Origin of the sequence: Phenylobacterium sp., from assembly GCF_030646615.1 — a bacterium.
Classification (GTDB): domain Bacteria; phylum Pseudomonadota; class Alphaproteobacteria; order Caulobacterales; family Caulobacteraceae; genus Phenylobacterium.
The window spans coordinates 24,844-44,807 of the sequence record NZ_JAUSLG010000073.1; the positions used below are offsets into that span (position 1 = coordinate 24,844).

The 19,964-nt window shown below is 67.0% G+C and carries 19 protein-coding genes; 2 read left to right on the top strand and 17 right to left on the bottom strand.

What is annotated here, in order from left to right:
* Positions 1 to 74: 74 nt before the first annotated feature.
* Both Q7S93_RS12670 and Q7S93_RS12675 read right to left on the bottom strand, forming a co-directional pair.
* A complete protein-coding gene (locus Q7S93_RS12670) occupies positions 75 to 380 on the bottom strand; it encodes a hypothetical protein (RefSeq protein WP_066680675.1) in 306 nt (101 codons plus the stop codon).
* 131 nt (positions 381 to 511) lie between these two features.
* Positions 512 to 790, bottom strand: coding sequence for a metal-sensitive transcriptional regulator (locus Q7S93_RS12675; protein ID WP_066680674.1), 279 nt, complete (start codon positions 788 to 790; stop codon positions 512 to 514).
* A 92-nt stretch (positions 791 to 882) separates the two neighbouring features.
* On the opposite strand from Q7S93_RS12675, the gene Q7S93_RS12680 reads away from it, so the two are divergent.
* On the top strand, positions 883 to 3,234 hold the full coding sequence (locus tag Q7S93_RS12680; RefSeq protein ID WP_066680673.1) for a heavy metal translocating P-type ATPase: 2,352 nt from the start codon (positions 883 to 885) through the stop codon (positions 3,232 to 3,234).
* Here the strand turns inward: Q7S93_RS12680 and Q7S93_RS12685 are convergent.
* From Q7S93_RS12685 to Q7S93_RS12730, 10 genes are all read right to left on the bottom strand, one after another.
* Complete coding sequence (locus Q7S93_RS12685) at positions 3,231 to 3,494, bottom strand: hypothetical protein (protein ID WP_293395153.1); 264 nt, start codon at positions 3,492 to 3,494, stop codon at positions 3,231 to 3,233. The genes Q7S93_RS12680 and Q7S93_RS12685 overlap by 4 nt on opposite strands.
* Before the next feature lie 13 nt (positions 3,495 to 3,507).
* Positions 3,508 to 4,077: an SRPBCC family protein gene (locus tag Q7S93_RS12690; protein ID WP_231732256.1), complete on the bottom strand. Its 570-nt coding sequence runs from the start codon at positions 4,075 to 4,077 to the stop codon at positions 3,508 to 3,510.
* Between the two features lie 66 nt (positions 4,078 to 4,143).
* A complete protein-coding gene (locus Q7S93_RS12695; protein ID WP_066680670.1) occupies positions 4,144 to 4,596 on the bottom strand; it encodes an MgtC/SapB family protein in 453 nt (150 codons plus the stop codon).
* A complete protein-coding gene (locus Q7S93_RS12700) occupies positions 4,589 to 5,476 on the bottom strand; it encodes a ribose-phosphate diphosphokinase (protein ID WP_066680668.1) in 888 nt (295 codons plus the stop codon). The genes Q7S93_RS12695 and Q7S93_RS12700 overlap by 8 nt, the downstream gene beginning before the upstream one ends.
* Position 5,477: 1 nt before the next feature.
* The gene (locus Q7S93_RS12705; RefSeq protein ID WP_304714264.1) at positions 5,478 to 7,001 is read right to left on the bottom strand and encodes a thymidine phosphorylase family protein; all 1,524 of its coding nucleotides are present in this window, start codon (positions 6,999 to 7,001) and stop codon (positions 5,478 to 5,480) included.
* On the bottom strand, positions 6,998 to 8,365 hold the full coding sequence (locus Q7S93_RS12710; RefSeq protein ID WP_304714265.1) for an MBL fold metallo-hydrolase RNA specificity domain-containing protein: 1,368 nt from the start codon (positions 8,363 to 8,365) through the stop codon (positions 6,998 to 7,000). Before Q7S93_RS12710 ends, Q7S93_RS12705 begins: the two co-directional genes overlap by 4 nt.
* 82 nt (positions 8,366 to 8,447) lie before the next feature.
* Entirely contained in the window at positions 8,448 to 9,722 is a 1,275-nt protein-coding gene (locus tag Q7S93_RS12715; protein WP_304714266.1) for a hypothetical protein, read from the bottom strand.
* A 227-nt stretch (positions 9,723 to 9,949) separates the two neighbouring features.
* Positions 9,950 to 10,645 carry a cytochrome C gene (locus Q7S93_RS12720; protein WP_293396226.1) on the bottom strand — a complete coding sequence of 232 codons (696 nt, stop codon included), beginning with the start codon at positions 10,643 to 10,645 and terminating at the stop codon, positions 9,950 to 9,952.
* Complete coding sequence (locus tag Q7S93_RS12725; RefSeq protein ID WP_304714267.1) at positions 10,642 to 11,328, bottom strand: hypothetical protein; 687 nt, start codon at positions 11,326 to 11,328, stop codon at positions 10,642 to 10,644. Before Q7S93_RS12725 ends, Q7S93_RS12720 begins: the two co-directional genes overlap by 4 nt.
* A 1-nt stretch (position 11,329) precedes the next feature.
* Complete coding sequence (locus Q7S93_RS12730) at positions 11,330 to 12,946, bottom strand: FAD-binding oxidoreductase (protein ID WP_304714268.1); 1,617 nt, start codon at positions 12,944 to 12,946, stop codon at positions 11,330 to 11,332.
* Positions 12,947 to 13,483: 537 nt separating this feature from the next.
* Here Q7S93_RS12730 and Q7S93_RS12735 point away from each other — a divergent pair.
* Entirely contained in the window at positions 13,484 to 14,533 is a 1,050-nt protein-coding gene (locus tag Q7S93_RS12735; protein ID WP_304714269.1) for a type II glyceraldehyde-3-phosphate dehydrogenase, read from the top strand.
* 44 nt (positions 14,534 to 14,577) lie between these two features.
* Here the strand turns inward: Q7S93_RS12735 and Q7S93_RS12740 are convergent, their stop codons facing one another.
* The 5 genes from Q7S93_RS12740 to tkt form a co-directional block, all read right to left on the bottom strand.
* Positions 14,578 to 15,036, bottom strand: a complete 459-nt coding sequence (locus Q7S93_RS12740) for a DUF411 domain-containing protein (RefSeq protein WP_304714270.1) — start codon at positions 15,034 to 15,036, stop codon at positions 14,578 to 14,580.
* Between the two features lie 11 nt (positions 15,037 to 15,047).
* On the bottom strand, positions 15,048 to 15,302 hold the full coding sequence (locus Q7S93_RS12745) for a heavy-metal-associated domain-containing protein (protein ID WP_304714271.1): 255 nt from the start codon (positions 15,300 to 15,302) through the stop codon (positions 15,048 to 15,050).
* Between the two features lie 148 nt (positions 15,303 to 15,450).
* Positions 15,451 to 16,437, bottom strand: coding sequence for a phosphogluconate dehydrogenase (NAD(+)-dependent, decarboxylating) (gnd, locus tag Q7S93_RS12750; protein WP_304714272.1), 987 nt, complete (start codon positions 16,435 to 16,437; stop codon positions 15,451 to 15,453).
* Positions 16,438 to 16,450: 13 nt separating this feature from the next.
* Positions 16,451 to 17,644, bottom strand: a complete 1,194-nt coding sequence (gene tal / locus Q7S93_RS12755; protein WP_304714273.1) for a transaldolase — start codon at positions 17,642 to 17,644, stop codon at positions 16,451 to 16,453.
* Positions 17,641 to 19,731: a transketolase gene (tkt, locus tag Q7S93_RS12760; RefSeq protein WP_304714274.1), complete on the bottom strand. Its 2,091-nt coding sequence runs from the start codon at positions 19,729 to 19,731 to the stop codon at positions 17,641 to 17,643. The genes tal and tkt overlap by 4 nt, the downstream gene beginning before the upstream one ends.
* Between the last annotated feature and the right edge of the window lie 233 nt (positions 19,732 to 19,964).

Consider the following 19,964-nt stretch of genomic DNA (forward strand, 5'->3'; position numbering starts at 1 on the left):
TGGGTCAACGAAGCGGCAGATAAAGTGAGGCCGACCGGCTGCAGCATGAAGGGCGCAGCCGGTCGGCCGCTTTCCTACTTCTTGGCTTCAGCCATCTTTGCGGCGCACTTTCCGTGCATCTTATCCATCTCGGCCTTGCTGAGCGGCTTCATCTTCATGACCCCGGGAGTGCCTTTCATGGAGGCGTGGTCATGCATGACGCGGCCGTCCATCTTCCGGCCCATGACGCTCTTGCACTCTTCGTGGGTTGGGTTGGCGGGATCCTTGACCGAAACGGTGGCGTCGGCCGCGGCCTTGTGATCCCCGTGTTCCGGCTGCGCGTAGCTCTGGCTGGCGGTGGCGAGGCCGAGGGCCGCGATGGCGACGAATAGGGTACGCATGGGTGTGTCCTTTGCTGGTCGGCGGACAGCGGCTCGCCGTGCCCTCGATTGAAATATGCCAAACCCTAGCGTTCCCTCCAAACCCAACCTTGATATCGATCAAGCGCCGCTGCGGCGGGACGCCAGCGCCATCAGTTCCGGAGCTTGCCGATCAGCTCGACCAGCTCGGCTGTCTTCTGTTCGCGCTCCGCCACGTCGCCGCTGGCCGCCATCGCACCAGCGACGCAGTGTTCGAGGTGGTCTTTCACGAGTTCGCCCTCAACCCGACGCAGCGCCGCCCTCGCGGCGTGCAGTTGCGTCAGGATGTCGAGGCAGTAGCGATCCTGCTCCACCATGCGGGAGATGCCTCGCACCTGCCCTTCAACCCGGTTCAGCCGATTGATCAGACGTGGCTTGTTCGTGCGTTCCATCAAAGCCTCCGCCGCTCGGTGCGGCAACATACAGAAAGCCGCGATTTGATCCATGCCCCACTGGGGTATATATACGCCGAACAGGAGGCCCCATGAGCGGTCAAGGCCATACCCACCATCATCATGCTGACCCCAGTGACCGCCAGGCGGCTGTCGTGGCGGTCACCGACCCGGTCTGCGGCATGACGGTTGATCCGGCGACCACCCCGCACCACGCGGAGCATGCGGGGCAGACCTTCCACTTCTGCTCGGCCGGGTGCCGCACCAAGTTCGTCGCCGATCCGGCGAAATACCTGACCAAGGATGAGGCCCCGTCCGCTGCGGCGCCGGCAGGGACGATCTACACCTGTCCGATGCACCCCCAGATCCGGAAGGAGGGACCGGGCAACTGCCCCATCTGCGGCATGGCGCTCGAGCCGGAGACCGCGACCGCCGAAGGCGGTCCGAACCCCGAGCTGATCGACATGACCCGCCGGTTCTGGGTGGGTCTCGTCCTCACCCTGCCCGTTCTCGCGCTCGAGATGGGCGCGCATGTCCTCGATCTGCACCGCTGGATTTCGCCCACGACGTCGAACTGGGTGCAGCTCGCCCTGGCGACCCCCGTCGTGCTGTGGGCCGGCTGGCCCTTCTTTGAACGGGGCTGGGCGTCCCTGCGGACGCGCAACCTCAACATGTTCACCCTCATCGCCATGGGGATCGGGGTGGCCTGGGCCTACAGCGTCGTGGCCACGCTGGCGCCGCACATCTTCCCTTCGGCGTTCCGGCGCACCGATGGCAGCGTTGCAATCTACTTCGAAGCCGCGGCCGTGATCACGGTCCTCGTGCTGCTGGGTCAGGTGCTGGAACTGCGGGCCCGCGAGCAGACCTCGGGTGCGATCAAGGCGCTGCTGGACCTCGCGCCCAAGACCGCGCGACGGGTCCGGACGGATGGGACTGACGAAGAGGTCACGCTCGACCAGATCCTGGTGAGCGACCAGCTGCGGGTGCGGCCGGGCGAGAAAGTCCCCGTCGACGGCGAGGTCGTGGACGGCCGCGTCTCGATCGACGAGTCGATGGTCACCGGGGAATCGATGCCCGTGACCAAGGAAGCAGGCGACAAGGTCGTCGGCGGCTCGATCAACAAGACCGGCTCCTTCGTGATGCGGGCCGAGAAGGTCGGGGCCGACACCCTGCTGTCGCAGATCGTCCACATGGTCGCCCAGGCCCAGCGCTCTCGGGCGCCGATCCAGCGCATGGCCGACCAAGTCTCGGGCTGGTTCGTCCCAGTGGTGATCGTGATCGCTGTCCTGGCATTCGCCGGCTGGGGGGTCTTTGGTCCCGAGCCGAGGTTTGCCTTCGGCCTCATCGCGGCGGTCTCGGTGCTGATCATCGCCTGCCCGTGCGCACTTGGACTGGCGACGCCGATCTCGATCATGGTGGGGGTCGGTCGCGGCGCCGGGGCCGGCGTGCTCATCAAAAACGCCGAAGCCCTGGAGCGGTTCGAAAAGATAGACACGTTGGTGATCGATAAGACCGGAACTCTCACCGAGGGGCGGCCAGCGGTCACCGCCATCGTGCCCGCCGCGGGTTGGGACGAAGCCGAAGTGCTTCGCCTGGCCGCCAGCCTCGAGCGTGGCAGTGAGCATCCCCTCGCGGACGCCATCCTCCGCGCCGCAAGCGATCGCAAGCTAAGCCTTTCAGAGCCGTCCGACTTTGACTCGCCCGTCGGCAAGGGCGTTCTGGGCTCGATCGACGGGCGGCGTCTGGTGCTCGGATCCGGCAAGTTTCTGAAGGAACAGGGGGTCGACACCGGGGAACTCGATAGTCAGGCAGAGTCGCTCCGCACTGACGGCGCTACGGCAATCTTCATGGCGGTGGACGGACAGGCCGCAGCGGTGTTCGCCATCGCCGACCCCATCAAGGCCACCACGCCCGAAGCCGTTCGCCTCCTGAAGGCCGAAGGCGTGCGGCTCGTCATGATGACCGGCGACAACCGCACCACGGCGCTCGCCGTGGCCCGCAAGCTCGGCATCGACGAAGTCGAGGCCGAGGTTCTACCGCAGGACAAGGCGGCCGTGGTCGAGAAGTTCCGCGCCGAGGGCCGCAAGGTGGCGATGGCGGGAGATGGCGTGAACGATGCGCCGGCGCTGGCGGCGGCCGAAGTTGGGATCGCCATGGGCGCGGGGTCCGACGTGGCCATCGAGAGCGCGGGCGTGACCCTCCTGAAGGGCGATCTGCAGGGGATCGTCAAGGCGCGGCGGCTGTCCCGCGCCGTGATGCGGAATATCCGCCAGAACCTCTTCTTCGCCTTCGTCTATAATGCGGCCGGCGTGCCGGTAGCGGCCGGCGTCCTCTACCCGGTGTTTGGCTGGCTGCTCTCGCCGGCGATCGCGGCGGCGGCCATGGCGCTGTCCAGCGTCAGCGTGGTGACCAACGCCTTGCGGCTACGAAGCGTAAAGCTCTAGCGCGGACGGGTCCCGTCCGCCGGCGGCGCCGGGTGCAAATCGGGTTCGTCCGGCGACATGATGTCGGTTTGCGACGGGTCCTTCCCGAAGGCGGACTGGTCGTGGGGTTCCCCCATTTCGTCCGCCGCGGCGGCAGGCGCGACCTCGCCAGACTGCGGGCCGCCGGGCTCTGCGGAGCAGCTCGTCAGGATGAGGAGCACGGCGGCGGCGAGCCCTTTCGTCGATGTGAGATGAGCCTGCGCGCTGGCCAGCCATCGCATACGTGAGCCCTCGCTACGCCGACTGTCGTTCGGTCGACGCGAAATGCTGGACGGCGTCGATCACCATCCGACGCACGCACCAGCGCGCGTAAAGCCCCGCAAGGGCTGGAAGCCACCTCGCCCACCCCCGGCTCGGCAGGGCGTAGTCGATCCAGACGGACAGGCGCGAACCGGCCCCCTCTTCGGTGATGGCGAAGCCCATCTCGTATCCGCCGATGACCAGGAGCCTCGGCTCCCCCGTTGTGCGCCAGACCTTACGGTGCGGCGGGTCGCGGACCGTGACCACCTCGTCGACAAAGAGCGACAAGCCAAACGCCGCGCCGCCCATGCGGATGTGCGAGCCCACCGCCTGGCCACGCCCCGCGTCGAACTCGTAGGTCATACGACCGCCGCCCATCATCACGGACGGTCGGCCCATGTGCTCGGCCAACCGGGTCTGGTCGTCCAGGCGGTCGAACACGGCCCGCGGCCGCGCGGGCGTCCGAGCGGTCGCCTCGCGGCGATGGCGGAACGCACCGACCTGGGGCCGTGCGCCGCCACCGGCGCCGGTCGGCGATGGTCCGACGGACTTGGCTCTCGGCATGGCGACCTCCAATCGATCGTAGCGTGACGCCGCCCGGAGAGGCGCAGGCGTGACCGCGCCAGGGCGCTAGCGGCGCGGGGCTTTGTCCTTCGTTTCCTCCGCCGCCGCCGTCTTGGCGGCGAACGGCTCCGGCGCCATCAAGAGGATGAAGGTCAGTCCAGCGCCCAGCGCCATGAGCAGCCACTCCCCGAGGCCGGCGGCGAAGCCCGCGAGCGCGGATACCCAGACCGCTGCGGCGGTCGTCACGCCGTGGATCGAGCGACCGCAGGCGGGGTGCATGATCACGCCGGCGCCGACGAACCCGACCCCCATCAGCACCCCTTGGAGCACGGTGCTGATGACCCGCGCGTCGTCGCTGTGGAGTCGCATGGCGATGACGCCGGCCATGGCGCCGGCTGTGGCGATCAGCGCGAACGTGCGCGCGCCGACGAAGCGGATCCGTCGGGACCGCTCGAGCCCGATCAGAAAGCCCACGGCCGCGGCGGCGACGACCCGAAGGACCACGTCGAGATCAGACACCAGCGACTTCCTCGCGCAGGACGGTCGCGATGAGCGGGGCCACGGAGATGGCGTTCGTGGCGTGCGGCACTGCGTCGGTGGAGACGACGCGCGCCGAAGCGCCGGCGACCTCGGTCAGGGCGTCGCCCCCGAAGATCGCGTGCACGATGGCGCAGATCGGGGGCGGGAACCCCCGCAAGCCGAGCTCGCGGGCCGCCGCCGTCAAGGTGCGGCCGGAAGACGCAATGTCGTCGATCAGCACCGGCTGACGGCCGGCGAATGCGGTCAGGTCGGGAAAGGTGATCCTGACGTCGCGATCGCCGAACCGCTCTTTGCGCAACACGACCACCGGGGCGTCAGCGGCCGCGGCCACGTCCGAAGCCCATTGCTCACTCTCGCTGTCCGGTCCGATCACCAGCGCATTTGGGACTTCGGAACGGATCCAGGCGCCGAGCAGATCCGCGGCATGGAGGGTCACACAGGGGATGGTGTAGAGGTCGCTGAGGGTCTTGAAGCGATGTAGATGAGGATCGACGGTGATCAGCCGGTCGAACGCGCCCGAGAGCAGGCGCGCGAACGCGCGTGACGTCACCGCCTCCCCCGCCTTGAACGCCTTGTCCTGGCGCATATAGCCGAGGTACGGCGCGACCAGCGTCACCCGTTTGGCGCCCTGCTCACGCGCGGCCGCAGCGACGAACAGGAGCGTCAGGATGACGCTGTCGATGCGCACCAGGCTGCAGACGATGTCGACCTGGCGGCCGGCCGGGTCGTCCAAGATGCGAACGTAGTGCTCGCCATCGGGGAACTGGCGCGTCTCGAGCCGCCCGAGCTCGGCGCCGGCGGCCTCAGCGAGCTTGGCGGCGAAGGCTTCATGGCCCGGCAGAGCCAGCATGAGACGCATGTCAGGCCTCCAGTTGCACGATGTCGGGGTTCGCGGCGGCGAATTCGAGCGCGTAGGCCAATTCGCCTTCCGCTTCGGCGTGCACGGTCATGAGCGGTTGTCCCTGGGCGACGTCGTCGCCCAGTCGCGCGTGCAGCATGACCCCTGCCGACTTGGCGTCCGGGGCGCCCGCGAGCTTGGCCAGCCTGGCTAGGGTCCGGTTGTTGATGCTTGTCAGCCGCCCTGCGCGGGATGCCAAAACCGGGTGCGTCAGGGCGGCCTTCGGCGGCTGCCGCAGCCCGCCTTGAGCCTCGCAAATGGCCTCAAACTTCGCCCACGCCCGTCCGTCCGCGAGCGTGGTCTCGGCAAGCGCAAAGCCTGTCCCGGCGGCGGTTCGGCCGGCCAGTTCGAGCGCGGCGCCGGCCAGCATGCAGGCGCGCCGCCGCAGGTCCTGCGGAGCGTGGGCTTCGTTCTTCAGCACGGCCAGAACGTCGTGCGCTTCCAGCGCGGGACCGATCCCGCGCCCGACCGGCTGCACGCCGTCGGTCATGACACACCGCAGTTCCACGCCGAAGACGCGCCCGACCTCGCTCAGCTCCGCGGCAAGCTCAGCGGCCGCCTCGTCGGTCCTGACCTTGGCCGTCGCCCCAACCGGTATATCGATCACGATGTGGGTCGATCCGGCGGCGATCTTCTTCGACAGCACTGAGGCGATCAGTTGGCCTCGCGTGTCGATGTCCAGCACCCGCTCCACCCGGATCAGGATGTCGTCGGCGGGACTGAGGCGGACCGAGCCGCCCCATACCAGGCAGGCGCCCTCCCGCTCCACCACGCGCCGCATGGCGGCGACGTCCAGGTCGACGGGGGCGAGCGTCTCCATGGTGTCAGCCGTTCCGGCGGGACTGGTGATCGCGCGCGACGATGTCTTCGGCATCAGCAGACCGTGCGACGCGACGATTGCCACGACGATCGGGGTGGTGCGATTGCCGGGAAGCCCGCCGACCGAGTGCTTGTCGATGACAATCGGCGATGGCCAGGTCAGCCGCTCGCCGACCTCGATCATCGCGCGCGTGAGGCCGACCGTCTCCTCGAGGTCCAGAGGGAGCGCCGAGCAGGCGGTGAGGAAAGCGGAAAGGTGAACGTCCGTGTAGCGTGCGGCGGCGACATCCCTGACGATCGACTGGAGCGCCGCCAGATCGAGCCGCTGCCCGTAGATCCGACGCCGGACCGCCGAGAGGGAGCCAAGAGGCGGCGGATGGCGGACGGTGAGCTCCGCCCCCTCGGCAATGCCCAGCCGCGCCCAGGCGGCTTCCGACAGGCCCGCTTCCCCATGGCCAAGAAGGCCGTCGGACACCTGGTACAGAAGCGCGAGCACCTCGCGCCCATTCGCCACTAGCAACACCTGCGAGCGCGGGCCGAGACCCTCGGAGCGGCAGACGTGGCAGTCCGAACGCATGAGAACGACGGCGTCGTCCTGGCTGAACAGTCCCAGCCGCCGAGCCTTCAGGGTCGGTGTGGGAGAACGGGGTTGCGCCTCCACGGTCACGACAGGCCGTAGGCTTCGTCCTGAGCGGAGATCGTGCAATCCCACCCCAGGTCCGCCTCGATGCGCGCCTTCAGTCCGACTGGGCCGTCATCCTCCCCGTGGACGATGAACGTCCGGGCCGGCGGGCGCTTGAAGCCGGCCAGCCAGCGCATGATCTCGTCCACGTCCGCGTGGGCCGAGAGCATCGGGAGGTTCGCCACCTCGGCTCGAATGGGGATCCACTGCCCGTGGATCTTCACTTCGCGGGCGCCCCCGAGCAGCGCCTGCCCGCGGGTTCCGGCCGCTTGATAGCCTGAGAAGAGCACGGTGTTGCGGGCGTCCGGGCCGTACGCCTTCAGATGGTGCAGCACGCGCCCGCCGGTCGCCATGCCGCTGGCCGATATGATCACCTTGGGCATGCTGTTGTGGCTTAGAGCCTTCGACTCGTCGACGTCGCGCGTATAGGTCGCGACCTCGCAAGATGCCCGGCAGACATCCTCGGCCAGCTTGTGATCGGCCCCATGGCGACACAGAAGGTCGGTCGCATCAGTCGCCATGGGACTGTCGAGATAGATGGGCGTCAAAGGCAGCGCCCCATCCTGCTTGAGTTTCGACAGCAGGTAGAGCAGCTCCTGGGCGCGCCCGACGGCGAACGCCGGAATCACGACAGTGCCGCCCCGCGCGGTCGTGCGCTCGATCACCTGCAGCAGCGCTTGCGCTGGCGCCACCGGATCGTGGCGACGGTCTCCATAGGTGGACTCCACGATCAGGTAGTCGGCGTGCGGCACGGGCTCGGGATCGGGCGTGATCGGATCGTCGTAGCGGCCGAGGTCCCCCGAGAAGACGACAGTCTTCCCGCCCCACCGAATCTCGACGGTTGCGGCGCCCAGGATGTGGCCCGCGTAGCGGAACGTGGCCGTGGCGCCATGTCCAAGGTCCACCGGTTTGCCGAAGGCGACGGGCCGGAGCTGGCCAATGGCGCGTTCGGCGTCATGCTTGCCGTACAGCGGGAGCGCGGGCTTGTGCTTGGAAAAGCCGTGCCGATTCGCGAACTCGGCGTCGCTTTCCTGGATCTTGGCGCTGTCCAGCAGCAGGAGTTCCGCCAGATCGGCCGTTGCCGCCGAGCAGTAGATTGGGCCTCGGAAGCCTTCTCGCACCAGCCGTGGCAGGTAGCCGGAGTGATCGAGGTGCGCATGGGTCAACACCACGGCGTCGATGGAGGCCGCCTCGCGGGACAGCGGCTCCCAGTTCTTGAGGCGCAGGGCCTTCAGACCCTGGAACAGCCCGCAGTCCACGAGCAGGCTTCGCCCCCCAAGCTCAAGCAGGTGCTTCGAGCCCGTCACCGTTCCTGCGCCGCCTAGCGACGTCAGCGTCAATTTGGCCATGCGCCCTCCGATCCCTGCCAAATACTACGCGCGCGGCCGGCCGCGCCCTTGCCGCAGATCAAAGCTGCGCCGCTTCCGCCCGTCACGTCACGAAGACGGGCGCAAAGCCGCCGCCCGGCGTGCGGAAGTTCGTTGTCTGACCCCGATAGACTCGCGCCGCCGCGAGGAGCGGCAAGCCGACGTAGGTGTAGAGACGTACGTCAAGCTTGAGCGCCAGGACCTCGCCGTCGATTCTAATGCGCCGCTCGGTCGGTGCGGCCAGTTCCTGGGCGATATAGCCCCCGCGCTGCACCTCCTCCCAGACCCCGCGGGTCATCTTATCGCCGCGATAGACCGCCTTGCCGCCGTGGCCGCCCGCCGGCTTGAAGAAGTACCGTTTGCGCGCCGACCACAGGGCCTCCGCGGTCTCTGCGCTCACCAGGATCGTTCGAGGCACCGCCGAGAGACTGCGCCGCTGGGCGGGCGACAGTCCCCAACCGGCCGGCGCGGCGGGGTCGGACAGCACCGTCAGGTTCCGCTTGTCCGCGAGGAGGGCGTGGTTGCGCGGATTAGGCGTGAGAACGACAGCGCCCGCCAGATAGGCGTCACGCAGCGCCCCGTGGCTCTCGCCATCCAGCGCGAAGTCGACCAGCCGGTTGTAAACCAGATCGATCACTTCCTCGCCGTGCCGAAGCTGGCCCTGGGCGAAAGACAACTCTGCAGGATCGACGATCCTGACCTTCAGGCCGCGCCGCTTGAACGCGCGCTGGGCGAGCAGGAACTCAGGGAAGAGGTACTGCTCGGTCGGGCGATCGTCGATGATGGCGAGGGTGCGCGGCTGACTGGCGCGACCCTGAGACCGCCACTCTTGCTCGAACATCCGCCACACGGCCGCTTCGAAATTCGCGGCCGGCGTCGCTTCGATCGCGTCTCGCGCCTCGCGGCAGCACGCACCCTGGGCGCGGGCGAGGAAGGCGTTCAGAAAGGCGCCGCCGGCGTTGGTGTTGACTTCGATCAGCTTCGGCCCGCTCGCGCCGAGATGGAAGTCGTACCCCGTGAAGACGCCGCGGGGCCCGAAGTCATGCCGCGCGATTTCGGGCGCCCAGGCCATCACCGCCGCCTGATAAGTGGGGTCGCTGGCCGCCGCCTCGATCGCATCGACGACCGCAAGCATGGCGTCCAGATCCGCGCGCGCGAGGAACACCGGCATTTCGGCGAAAAGGTGCGGCCGGCCGTCCAGCAGAGCCGCTGCGAGGTCGGCGTCCAGCGCTTCGGCCTGGATCGCCGCAACGAGGCTGGCACGATCCAGCGTGATGCAGAAGCACTCACGGTTGAGCACGGCGTCACGGTTTTCAACACCTCGAGCGTCGTGGGTCATGCCCTTCTCCTCTAAGCCAGTCGACATCAGCCTGACGAGAACCGGCATCTTCGCTACCCGCTCGGCGGGCGCGTGGCCCGCATTGATCGCGATCTTGATTGCGGCGATGGAATGGCCGGCGACCCAGGCGGGCTCGACAAGTCCCTCGGGCGGAGGCGCAGAGATGGCTGCGGTTCATGAGCAGCGCCGGGAATCTAGGGCGGTCGCAACGTCGTGATACGTCCGGGTCAATGTACCTTTACCATGCCAACGCCCTTGATGTTGTTGAACGAGTCGGTCTGGTGACAGAGGTAACACTGTTCGACCCGAGCCCCCTTCTGGCCTGAGATGGGACGGTCCATCATTTCGAAGTGCATCATGTAGTGGCTGGGCGGCGCCTTGTGGCACTGCGCGCAGTCAGTGGACTTGGGACTCGGATGGAGGAAGGTCTTGATCTCCCAGCTCTCGGTCTGGTGACAGCTGGCGCACTGCTTGCCGAAGAATCCGCCGTGAGGATCTTGAACCGCATGGCAGGTGGCGCACTGCAGGCTCCCCGAGCCGCCATCGCGCCGCTGTGCGACCGCCTCGAGCACAGCGTGATCCATTTTGGTGGGCCGGACGGCGCGACCCTGGTGCTCGACGTGACAGCCTTTGCAGTCCCCGATGTTCTGGTGAAACGCGGTCGCGGGTTTCATCAGCAACTCCTGCGCCGGCGCATGGCAGGTGACGCACTTCTCCGCCGTCACACCCGCGACCGGCGCATGGCAGCTTTCACACTTGTCACCCAGAAAGGCGTGGGCCTCGGAAAGGGCCCCCGGCCGCACCGCGCCCGTCCATCCAGGCAAGGCGTGGCTGCCACCTTGCCAAAGCGTCCACACGACCCCAACGACGAAGACCACGCCGAATACGCTCAGCGCCGCGTAGATCTGGCCCGGCAGCTTCATGGGAGCCACCTCAGTCCATAGTAGACGCCGGACCAGATGTGCAGCGCGAGCAGCGTGTACATGACGATGGCGGCGAGGATGTGGGTGACCACCCACCGGTTCAGCGCGCGCTTCAAAGTCTCGCGGGCGCCGATGGCGAACTCCAGGTCGGAAATGGCGCCTAGCAGGTGATTGACCTTGAGGCCGGAGGGATCGACCACAACCTCATCCTTCAGGCCGACGGCGGACAGCGCGAGGCTGTCATAGCGATCCCTCAGCACGGAGAGCTGGCGTTGTTGATCCCGCAAATCCTGGCCAAGCTCGACGAGGAAGTAGCGTCCGACAAAGCCGGTGGCGACGACCAGAAGCATTGAGACCATGAGCCCCACCCCCAGGGGACTCTCTAGCTTATGGCCTGAGTGCAGGACGCCCAGCACCGCGCCGATCGCCCCGGCATAGACGTGGAAAGTCAGAATCGCGCCAAGGGAGACCTGCCGCGCGCTGAGCAGCGCCTTCACCCGCCCCTGCCGCTTCACGAGGGCGTACGCCAGTAGGGCGACAAAGAGCACAGCTGCGGCTATGCCCAGGGCCCCGCCGGCCAAGCTCCCGGGAAACCGGGGCGCTGAATGCAACAGGAAGGCGGGCGCGGTGAGCGCAAGTGCGCTCAGCAGGCCTTCCACAATGACCTTCTCACTTCGCGTCATGTCACGCGTCCACGACGAGGTCGCCGACGGACTTCGCCTGGCAGGCGAGAATGACCCCGTCGCGCTTTTCCCCCTCCGTCAGAGAATCCTGGACCTCCATGCTCACAGATCCCTGCCGCAGTGGCACCTTGCAGCGGCCGCAGATCCCGACCCGGCACTCGTAGTCGATGGCGACGCCGATGGCCTCGGCGGCCTCCAGCACCGATTGGTCCGGCGCTAAGCGCCCGGACTTGTTGGACTTGGCAAAGGTCACCGTCGCCTGCGCCGACGGCGGGGCCGAGGGAGAGGCGACTGCGACATCGACGACGGCCGTGACCGCGGCTGCGGGGGGCTGGGTTTCCAGGACTGGACCACCCTTCGGGGGCGCGAAGTTCTCCGTCTTCACCTGATCGTCCGGCACGCCCATTCCGCGAAGGACGCCCTTCACCGCTTCCATCATCGCGGGCGGGCCACAGAGATGGACCCGGCGGCGGACGATCTCCGGAACGGCCGCGGTGATAAACTCGGGCGTCATAAACCCCACGGAACCAGCCCATTCGGTCCCTTCGGGCTGAGAGACGACAGTCGTGACGTGGACGTTCGGGTGCCGGCGCGCGAGATGCGCCAGTTCCTCGCGGAAGATGATGTCGGCGGGCGTGCGCACCCCGTAGAGAAGGTAGATGTCGTGGGGATAGGCGCGGTCCGTGAGATAGCGCAGCACGCTCATCATAGGCGTAATGCCAACCCCGCCCGCGATCAGAACGATGCCTTCCGCCTCCTGACCGGTGAAGAAGAAGCTCCCGGCGGGGGCGGCCACCTCGATGAGATCGCCGGCGTCGACGCGGTCGTGGAGGTGGCGAGACTCCAAGCCGTATTGCTCACGTTTCACGGTCAGCTCGATGTAGTCCCGTTGCGTGGGCGAAGAGGAGATGGTGTAGGATCGGCGGACCTTCTTGCCATCGATCTCGGAGGTGACCGTCGCGTACTGTCCCGGAAGGAAAGTGAACGGGAACGGGCCGAGGTTTGGCTCCATCAGCCGGAACGTCTTCACGCCGGGCGTTTCGTCGAAAATCGCCTTGATCCGCAGGACGCCGATCCAGGGACGCCGCGCGGGCGCTCCGGCTTCTGCCGCCTTCGACATGACAGCAGGGGCTGAACCCGGCGAAGCTGCGGGTTCAGCGGTCGATGGCTCAGCTGGAGCGCCGGGTGTCAGCCGCTCGGCCAGCGCCCCCACACGGCGCGCGCGGATCCATTGCAGCCAGAGCGCCCCCGTAAGAGCGGCGCCCAGAAGGATCATGAGCAGAACGTGCAGCCAGGAGAGACCGCGAAAGCCGCCAGCCATCTCTGAGCGGTCCGCCGGGGGCAGCGTCATCTCGTGTCGGAACCAGGCCAGAGCGGTCTGTTCAGGCGACTGGCCCGCCTCGAGCGCCCGAAGCGCGCCGGCCCCGCTTTGCGCCAACGAAAGACCGTCTCTGACGTCGCGCAGCGCGGTGAGCGCGGCAGCGGCGTCATTGGCGGCCTGGGCGCGATGCAGGGCCGCCTGCCCATCCGTGACCGCCTGCGAACCTGATCCCAGTCGCGTCAGCGCCTCAGGCCGGATCCGCGCGCGGGCTTCGTCGGTGAGCTTCGGAAAGTCCATCATAGACGCGTAGAACGGCTTGGGCCCCATGGGGCCGCAGCAACCCGCTGCGCCTTCGCCTGCGCCCCCGCCCATGCCAGAGGGCGCCATCATATCTCCCATCATGCCGCCCATACCGCTGGCCGCCGCAGGCGCCGCTGGGGGACCGGCGCCCATTGTGGGGTTGGGGGCCTTCATTCCGCTCATCCCTGAGGCCGCATCGGGGTTCGCGCCAGCTGGCGGCGGATGATGAGCGGCGTGGTCCTCGGCGGGGGCCTGCGCCCAGGCGAAGGTGGATGGTGTTGCGGCGGTTAGAGCCACAGCCGCGACGGTGGCGGCTCTTAGGGCTGTGACGAGAGGCGCCGACTGGGTGCCGTGCATATGCAGGTCAGATCCCTTATCCATAGCAACGCTTCTAGCCGAAAGGCTCGGCCGCTTTGAAGGCAAGACGTAAGAGACGCTGCGATGGAGCGTCCCTTACAGCGCCACAGCAACAGAAGGCTCCGCCATAGCGCCCATCAGGCGCTGCTGGGGGAGTAGCGAAAGAGGAGGTGCCAGATGGCAGGGGAGATTCGGGTCGGCGTCAACGGCTACGGGGTGATCGGCAAACGTGTTGCCGACGCTGTGCGTGCTCAGGCTGATATGCGCCTGGTGGGCGTCTCCGACGTCGCAGCAGACTGGCGGACGCGGGCCCTGCACCGCAAGGATATCCCACTGTTCGCCGCCACGTCCGAAGCACATGAGCACCTCGCGGCAAATCGGATTCCCGTGGAAGGGCGTCTGCAGGATCTGCTTGGAACCGTGGATGTCGTCGTAGACTGCACGCCCAAGCGGGTCGCTGCGGAGAATGTGCCGGTCTATCGCCAACTCGGCCGGAAGTTCATCGTGCAGGGCGGCGAAAAGCACGGCGTCACCGGTCACTCCTTCGTCGCGGAGTCCAACTATCAAAGCGCAGTCGGCCTCGACGCGACCCGCGTCGTCTCCTGCAATACGACGGCGACGGTGCGGACCTTGACCGCCCTGAAGCGGGCTGGGTTGCTCCGGCGCGCTCGCGGCACGCTCATGCGGCGCGCCACCGACCCGTGGGAGAGTCACCTTGGCGGTATCGTCAACACCCTCGTCCCGGAACCGGAGATCCCGAGCCACCAAGGTCCTGATGCTCAGACGGTCGACCCGGACCTCGATGTGCTGACCATGGCCGTCAAGGTCCCCGAGACGATCGCCCACCTCCACTACTGGTCGGTTCAGCTTTCCCGTAGCGCCCAGAAGGAGGAGGTGCTGGACGCCTTCCGCGCTTCGCCCCGCATTTTCCTCATGCCCGACAGCTATGGCCTAGCTGCGATCAATTCGGTCAAGGAGCTGATGGGGGACCTCGGCCGCTCCCGGGGCGATCTCTACGAGGTCGCGCTTTGGTCCGACATGCTGCGCGTGGAGGGCGACGAGGTGTTCTATACCTATATGGTCGACAATCAGGCCATTGTTGTCCCCGAGACCATCGACGCCATCCGGGCGCTCGCCGGCCGCGAGCCCTCTGGGGACGCATCGATACGCGCGACCGACGAGGCCTTGGAAATCTGGCGCGATCCGTTCAGCCCTGCTGGGGGCTAGCGTTCGCATCCCTTGCGGCGGCGCCGCCGCCGCTAACGGTTAGATTAGCCATGGCGCGCGAAGACCCGCGTCTTGCCTCCCGGCATGAGCAGCAGCGTTTGGTAGGCCTCGACATCACCCCTTGGGGACTCCATGCCGGGGGACCCGAAAGGCATGCCCGGAACGGCGATGCCAAGGGCTTTCGGCCTCTCGCGCAGCAAGCGCGCAATGTCGGCCGGCGGTATGTGGCCGACCACGACATAGCCACCGACCGTCGCGAGATGGCATGACGACAGCTCGAATGGTACGCCATGTCTGCGTCCGATCGGACTGACGTCCTCCACGACCACTTCCTTCATGAGGTAGCCCGCCCGGCGCATGTGGGTGATCCAGCCCTTGCAACAGCCGCAGCTGGCGGTCTTGTAGACCGTCACAGGGGTCGGGCTCGCCGCGAGGGCGGGTGCTCCGGACACAAGCGCCGCGCTGGCGGCCAGCAGATATCGACGAGTCAGCATCTCTGTCATTCCCTTGCGATTCAGCGGCGCGAGCCGCAGCAGCAGGAGCCGCTGCTTGTCGCGGCCGCCGCGTCCTGTGGGTACAAGGCCGGTGTATAGCCGGCCTTGCTGATCGCCGTCGCCACCGCGGACGGCTCGCGGTCAGACCGCACCTCGACCCGCTTGCTGGCGAGGTCAATGGCGATGTCCGCGGCTGGATCCAGCGCGTTGATGGCGGCGGTTACAGCTTGGACACAGTGCCCGCAGCTAAGGTCTTTTACGTGATAAAGAAGCATCGAAATCTCCTAGCTTGATGGCCTCCCCTGACCAGATGGGGCTTCCCACGATGGTAAGGTCAAGGCCGCGCATCGCCGGTGCACGCGCCGCCGATCGTCGGCGTTCCGAAGATGGATGAGCGCCGCCGTCGGCACGGCCGGGCCTTGCTCATTGCGGCATCTCCACGTGCCCGCCGAACCCGAAGCGCATCGCTGACAAGACCTGATCGGCGAATGTGTGCTCCACCCGGCTGCGATAGCGCGCGAACAACGCTGCGGAGAGGACGTTGACTGGAACCGCCTCCTCCATCGCCGCGTCGATCGTCCACTGCCCTTCGCCCGAGTCGGAGACCCGGCCCGAGAACTGGCTCAGCATCTGGTCCTTGGCCAAGGCCGCGGCGGTGAGGTCGAGCAGCCAGGAGGAGATGACGCTGCCGCGCCGCCATACTTCGGCGATATCGGTCAGATTCAGATCGAACCGTTCTTCGGCCGGCAGCTTGGCCGAGTTCCTGCCCTTGAGGATGTCAAACCCTTCAGCGTAGGCCTGCATCAACCCGTATTCGATCCCGTTGTGGACCATCTTGACGAAGTGGCCGGCGCCGGCGGGACCGGCGTGAATGTAGCCCTGCTCGGCGCGCGGATCCTCACCCTCCTGCTCCATACGGTCCGGTGTGCGCGGAATGGCGCCCAGCCCCGGCGCCAAGGCTGAGAAGATCGGGTCGAGCAGAGCGACGGTCGCCTTGTCCCCGCCAATCATCATGCAGTAGCCGCGCTCCAGGCCCCAGACTCCGCCGGACGTGCCGACGTCCACATAGCAAAGGTTCTTCTCACTCAGCGCGCGCGCGCGTCGAATGTCGTCCTTGTAGAAGCTGTTGCCGCCGTCGATGATGATGTCGCCCGGCTCGGCCAGGCCCGTGAGCGTCTGAATGGTGTTCTCAGTGGGCAGGCCCGCTGGCAGCATCACCCAGAAAATGCGCGGGGACGCCAGCTTGGCGGCGACGTCCTCCAGCGATGACGCCGACATCGCGCCCTCTCCGGCGATCGCCTCGATGAGCGGTGCGTTTCGGTCGAAGGCCACGACGTTGTGCCCTCCGCGCAACAGCCGGCGCGCGATATTCGCGCCCATCCGCCCCAGACCGATGACCGCTAGACGCATGGCGCTGGTTTCCTCATTGGGGACGTGCGGCGGCGGCCGCCTGCGGGTTCGCCAGGCGCGCCTGGGTCGGGTCCTGATGATCACCGAGAAGCGTATCGCGCTTGGCGGCCACGGCGTGGAGCAGGGCGTCCGTGGCCGCCGCGAAAAGCTCTATGCCCTCTTCAACGAGGCCACGGGTGACCGCGTCCAGGTCGAGGCCGAGGCGGTCCGCCTCCGAGAGCACGCGTCGCGCGCCCTCGATGTCCTCGGTGAGCGTCGGGCGGATCGCGCCATGATCGCGGAACGCCTCCAGGGTCTTGGGCGGCAGGGTGGTGACCGTGGACGGCCCAATCAGCGATTCCACATAGAGCGTGTCGGCGTAGGCGGGATCCTTCACGCCCATGGAGGCCCACAGCAGCCTCTGGGGCATCGCACCCATCGCGGCAAGCGCCTCCCAGCGCCCGCTCGCAAGCAAGGTCCGATACCAAGCGTAAGCGACCTTAGCGTTGGCGATGGCGACTTTGCCGCGGAGCGCCGCGAGGTCAGCGCTCTGCGGATCCTTTGCCCCCAACCGCGCGTCGATGGCATGGTCGATCTGCTTGTCGATGCGGCTGACGAAAAAGCTGGCGACGCTGGCGATTCGGTCGATGGGATCGCCCGTCTGAACGCGCGCCTCGAGCCCAGCCAGAAAGGCGTCCGCAATCGCTTGGTAGGCGCCGAGCGAAAACAGCAAGGTGACGTTGACGTTGACCCCCGCCTCGACCAGCGTCCGAAGGGCGGTCGCGCCAGCCTTGGTGCCGGGCACCTTGATCATCAGGTTGGGCTCGTCGACGGCCGCCCATAGCCGCTGGGCCTCCGCGACGGTCGCCGTGGCGTCGTCGGCGAGATCCGGCGAAACCTCGAGGCTGACATAGCCGTCCTTGCCGCAGAGCCTGTCGTAGACGGGGCGCAGGTCCGCTGCCACGGCCTTAACGTCGCTGATGGCCTGGCTCTCGTAGAGGTCCTGCGCGGTGGCCTCGGCTCCGCCGGCGATCGCTCGGAAACCCGCGTCATAGGCGTCGCCGTGACCCATCGCCTTCTCGAAGATGGAGGGATTCGAGGTGACGCCGGTGACCCCGTCTTCCTCAACGAGCTTGCGCAGGCCGCCGTCGGACAGGAACCCGCGATCGATGAAGTCGAGCCAGACCGCTTGTCCGGCCTCGCCAAGTCTCTTCAACCGACTGGTCATGAGTGCTTCCCGATGAGGTCACGCGCGACCGCGCAGACATTTTCGATGGTGAAGCCGTAATGGTCCTGGAGCATGGCTAACGGCGCCGAGGCGCCGAACGTCTTCATCGTGATCGTGTCGCCGTCACTCCCGACATAACGGTCCCAGCCGATCGAGCCAGCCTGCTCGACGGCGAGCCTTGCGCGTACCGCGTCGGGAAGGACGTGCTTGCGATAGGCATCGTCCTGCATCTCGAACAGATACCAACTTGGCAGCGAAACCACGCGCGAACGCACACCCTCCGCGCACAGTTTTTCGTGGGCCGCCACGACCAGCGGCAGTTCGCTTCCGGTGCCGATCAGGATGATCTCGGGATCGCCACCCTTGCACTCGGCAAGGACGTAGCCGCCCTTCTGCAAGCCCTCCGCGGAGGCATACCGCTTACGATCGAGCGTTGGGATCGCTTGACGAGACAACACCAACGCGGTCGGCGCGTTGCTATGCTCCAGCGCGACCTTCCACGCTACGACCACTTCATTCGCGTCGCCCGGGCGGATCGTGTTCAGCCCTGGAATGGCGCGCAATGTTGCGAGATGTTCAACCGGTTGGTGGGTTGGACCGTCTTCGCCGACACCAATGCTGTCGTGTGTGAACACGAAGGTGACCGGCAATTCCATGATCGCCGCCAGCCGGATCGGTGCGCGCATATAGTCGGCGAAAACCAAGAAGGTCGAGCAGTACGGACGCAGATAGGACAGCGCCATGCCGTTGGCGATCGAGCCCATCGCGTGCTCGCGCACGCCGAAATGCAGGTTGCGGCCCGCAGGATCACCGCGCCCGAACGCCCCCGCCCCCTGGAAGGTCATCTTTGTCTTGGTCGACGGCGATAGGTCCGCAGAACCACCCATCAGCAGCGGGACGTGGGGCGCTATGGCGTTGAGCACCTTGCCGCCACTGTCGCGCGAGGCAAGGCCTATGGCGTCTGTCGGAAAGCTCGGAAGTGCGGCCTGCCAGCCACCGGACAGCTTGCCTTCACGGAGCAGGTCGATCTGTGCGGCTTCCATCGGAAAGGTCTTGCGGTAACGCGCGAAGGTCGCCTCCCAGGCCTTCCGCACCGGCCTGACGCGCTCCGCAATGGCCGCCTGGAACGCCTCTGCCACGCCGTCCGGGACGAGGAACTGGCTGTCCTCAGGCCACCCGTAGGCCTTCTTGGTGGCGCGGACGTTGTCCTCGCCTAGCGGCTCGCCGTGCGCTTTCTCGTTGCCGGCCCTTGGGCTCCCCCATCCGATCACGGACTGCACCACGATCAGCGTGGGCCTATCGTCGGTCGTCCCAAACACGTCAAACGCACTTGCGAGCGCGGCGGTGTCGTTGGCATCCTCAACATGGACGACGTTCCAGCCATAGCCCTCGAAGCGTTTGCCGACATCCTCGGTGAATGCGAGCTCGGTCGATCCTTCGATCGAGATACGATTACTGTCGTAGATCCAGCACAGGTTCGACAGCGCCAGGTGGCCGGCGAGGGACGCTGCCTCGCCCGAGACGCCTTCCATCATGTCGCCGTCGCCACACAGCACATAGACGTCATGGTCGAACAGGACGAACCCGTCGCGGTTGAAGCGGGCGGCCAGCGCACGCTCCGCAATCGCCATGCCAACGGAGTTTCCGCAGCCTTGGCCGAGGGGACCAGTGGTCGTCTCGACGCCCGTGGTGATCCGGTATTCGGGATGGCCGGGCGTCTTCGAGCCGAACTGCCGGAACTGCTTGATATCCTCCAGGCTGACCGCGGACTTTCCAGTCCGCTTCCCGTCGGCCGCGATCTCCTTGACCCCGGCCAGGTGCAAAACTGCATAGAGGAGCATCGAGGCGTGACCGACCGACAGAACGAAGCGATCGCGGTTCGGCCAATCGGGCGTGTCCGGATCGTAGCGCAGGAAGTCTCGCCATAGGGTGTACGCCACCGGGGCCAGCGCCATCGGCGTGCCCGGATGGCCCGAATTTGCCTTCTGCACGGCATCCATCGCCAGCGTGCGGATCGTGTCGATCGCGAACCTCTCGGGCGTTCCCGCCCTTGGCGAAGCGGCGGACCCAGGCGCCTGGTCGATCATCGGCCACCTCTTCCAGCCACGCCCGACTGCGCGCCAGAAGCCAGCAACCGGCCAGCCTTTCTGAGCATGACCGGTGAGGAGGCCAGGTGAGGTACGTTTCGACAGCTTGGGGCCGCAGTGTGGGCTACCGAACGTCGGCACAGACCATGGTGGTCGAGGTCATTCGCAGCCACTCGCGCCTCCTGCCTTCTGTCTTACCGGGCGGTCACAGGGCACAGCCAAACGTCTGATCC